The following is a 2,487-nucleotide window of genomic DNA, read 5'->3' as shown; positions in this document are numbered from 1 at the left end:
GAGCCAGTTGCGCAGCGTCTGTATCGACATACCCAATTCGCCGGCCACGGCGCTCACGCCTTGCCCGTCCTTGACTCGTTGCACTGCAGCTTCCTTGAACTCCGCCGTGTACACCTGGTGCGGTACCCTAAACATTTCTTCTTTCCTTCCTTTCGGTCGAGTTTATACCCGACCTGCTGGAAGGCGAAATTTCAGGGGAAGCTCACTTGGTTGGGGAAATGCCACAAAATCAATTGATGTAGGTGCGCAATTCCAGTACGGGCAAATGACGTCAGCCTTCCCATTCACCGCAAAGGGCGAAAACTCGCTTCCAATTGGATATCAAAACGGCAGCTTCTATTCTGGACGGCCATATTTTGATAACCACCTTATGGGTAAACTTCGAATTAATACAGATAGAAGTTTCACGGTAAGCGATGCGTTGACCATGGGTGTTGCGCTATACATTGACTCTAGTCCCGCGCTAGGTGCACAAGGCGCCCCGAATACACAGTACATTTTCAATATTGTTCAGTTTTCCTACTATTTAATAGTCACCGACTGCGCACTGGGAACCGTCCTGCCACAGTCAGATGGGCAAGGCAGAATGAGCGCGCCGACGTTGGAATTAGACAGCATGACCCCCGCGACGAGGGTCGATTTCGGCCCCGGGGCGACACGCCTGAAATATGATCTGAACGGGACTCTCGATTTTCAAAAAAGCATAATGTGCTCATAGCCCATCTTGGCGGCGACGCAAGCCGGTCGCGTAGAACGTATTACAGTAAATGGGTTCTTCGTAGAAAAGCGTGGAGCGATTTTCACCAATTGCGTAACCTGATACCTGAATTCAGGGGACATCAGGGGGGAGATTGCTCGATCGCAAGGCACTGCAGGCGCTGGGTTGCTGCAAGGGCTACCGGCTGGAACGCGTAGAGTGGCCACAGGGCGAGAACCACACGCTTTCGCTTTATCTGAAACCGGTGGGCCGGGTCATGCATTGTGAGCAATGCGGAGCGCGTTGTTCGCAGATTCATGAGACGACAGTGCGACGCGTGCGTGATCTGCCACTGTTCGAATATCGGGTAGTGCTGCACGTGCCCCGCCGCCGGGTCTGGTGCGAGAGCTGTGGTGGTCCACGGCTGGAGAAGCTGGAGTGGCTGGGCCGCTACCAGCGGGTAACGGAGCGCTTTGCCAAGGCGTGCGAGAAGTTGTTGCAGGCGGCCAGCGTACAGGCGGTGGCCGCCTTCTACGATCTGGGCTGGCACACGGTCAAGTCGATCGACAAGATGCGCCTGCGTGCCCGTGTGGCCGACCCGGACTGGTCGGGGATCCGCTATCTGGCGATGGACGAGTTCGCGCTGCATAAGGGCCACCGCTATCCTATGCACACGGAGGTGCGTGTCAGCCGGCGACACCTTGCAGCTCCGCACGCTCGTCACAGGTTCCCGTAGGACCGACCCGATTGACCAGCCGCTCGACAGCCGGTAAAACGGGGCATTATCATGTGCGGTCTTTGGAGAAGCACATGAACGACCTAAATTTCACGAGCGGCGACGTGCCCATTTGGCTCGCGCCCCTTTCGAACGTTTACGAGGCCTCGGACACTTACAGCGCACCCGCCAACATGGAGGGGGCCTGGTGAGAGTGTTCTGGGCAGACTGGCTGGGCTGGTTCGGGTCTAACGTGCTCGTCGGCGCGCTCGCGCCGTTGATCATCCTAGGCTGCATTTGGTGGTTTCGACGGCAGCTCCGACGACGCGATCCAGTCGATTTTTTTGCCGCGTTTCGCGACGGTCAGCTTGGTTACGTCGGACTGGGATGGGCGGCGGGCGCATTTGCCGAACTCGTCAAGGCCATGGCTGTTGCGAAGGCAGCGACATGGCCGATGGTCATCGCGGGATTCCTGCTTCTGATTGCCGCAGTCTTCAACGGCCTAAACGCCGGCGTGAACGCGATCGGGCCGGAGCCCTTGACAGGCGTCGCCCCGATCTCAATATGGAGCAGGGAATGGTGGTTTGTTCGCTACGCCGCCTTTACCTCGTCGCTGTTTGTCGCTGTGGTAACATTGGCCCTAGCTGGATGGGTCCACGCCATGGCCGGCTGAAGGAGCAGAGCATGGATTATATGCAGAACCCGCATCTGGCGGACCTCAGTGCCGCCGAGCGAAAGCAGGCTATTGAGCAGGCGACCAAGTCCCGCACGCAGAGCCTCAAGCTGTCGGTGTGGGGATCGCTTGTGCTCGTCGCCGTCATGATCGCAACGATTGTCGTGGAAAAGCTTCATTGACGTTTGTCTTACAGCGACCCGCCGAGCCCGCCTGACTAGCGGGCTTTTTGTTGTGGTGAGATTTGACATAACATAATTTAACAACATTTATGTTTGTAGCGGCTAAGTTGTAATGTCCGCTTCTGGCCAAGTTCAAATGTCCGCTTTTGCGCCGCGTAAGCTGTCCTGCCGCCGGTTGTCCGGCACGGGGAGCTTCGATGGCAGTAATAGAACGGATAAC

Annotated in this window: 3 protein-coding genes and 1 pseudogene; 3 read left to right on the top strand and 1 reads right to left on the bottom strand. The window is 57.0% G+C overall.

Features of this window, described 5'->3' with window-relative positions; translation table 11 throughout:
* Positions 1-135, bottom strand: a 135-nt coding sequence (locus ACLFKU_RS43065) for a transposase (RefSeq protein WP_410853301.1), incomplete at its 3' end; no start/stop codon positions are given.
* Positions 136-851: 716 nt separating this feature from the next.
* On the opposite strand from ACLFKU_RS43065, the pseudogene ACLFKU_RS43060 reads away from it, so the two are divergent.
* The 3 genes and pseudogenes from ACLFKU_RS43060 to ACLFKU_RS43050 all read left to right on the top strand — a co-directional run.
* Positions 852-1,361, top strand: a pseudogene (locus ACLFKU_RS43060) (helix-turn-helix domain-containing protein); the annotation flags it as partial.
* 259 nt (positions 1,362-1,620) lie between these two features.
* Positions 1,621-2,085: a hypothetical protein gene (locus ACLFKU_RS43055; RefSeq protein WP_410853300.1), complete on the top strand. Its 465-nt coding sequence runs from the start codon at positions 1,621-1,623 to the stop codon at positions 2,083-2,085.
* An 11-nt stretch (positions 2,086-2,096) separates the two neighbouring features.
* A complete protein-coding gene (locus ACLFKU_RS43050) occupies positions 2,097-2,267 on the top strand; it encodes a hypothetical protein (RefSeq protein WP_410853299.1) in 171 nt (56 codons plus the stop codon).
* Positions 2,268-2,487 lie beyond the last annotated feature (220 nt).

This window comes from Paraburkholderia sp. EG304 (genome assembly GCF_046543485.1).
GTDB classification, from domain to species: Bacteria; Pseudomonadota; Gammaproteobacteria; order Burkholderiales; family Burkholderiaceae; genus Paraburkholderia; species Paraburkholderia youngii.
Note: the sequence above shows the minus strand (reverse complement) of the source record. Positions and strands in the feature narration are given on the sequence as shown.

Bases quoted from the DNA above. Each gene is read 5' to 3' on its own strand.
- ACLFKU_RS43050 (WP_410853299.1), top strand. From the start codon at position 2,097: ATGGATTATATGCAGAACCCGCATCTGGCGGACCTCAGTGCCGCCGAG.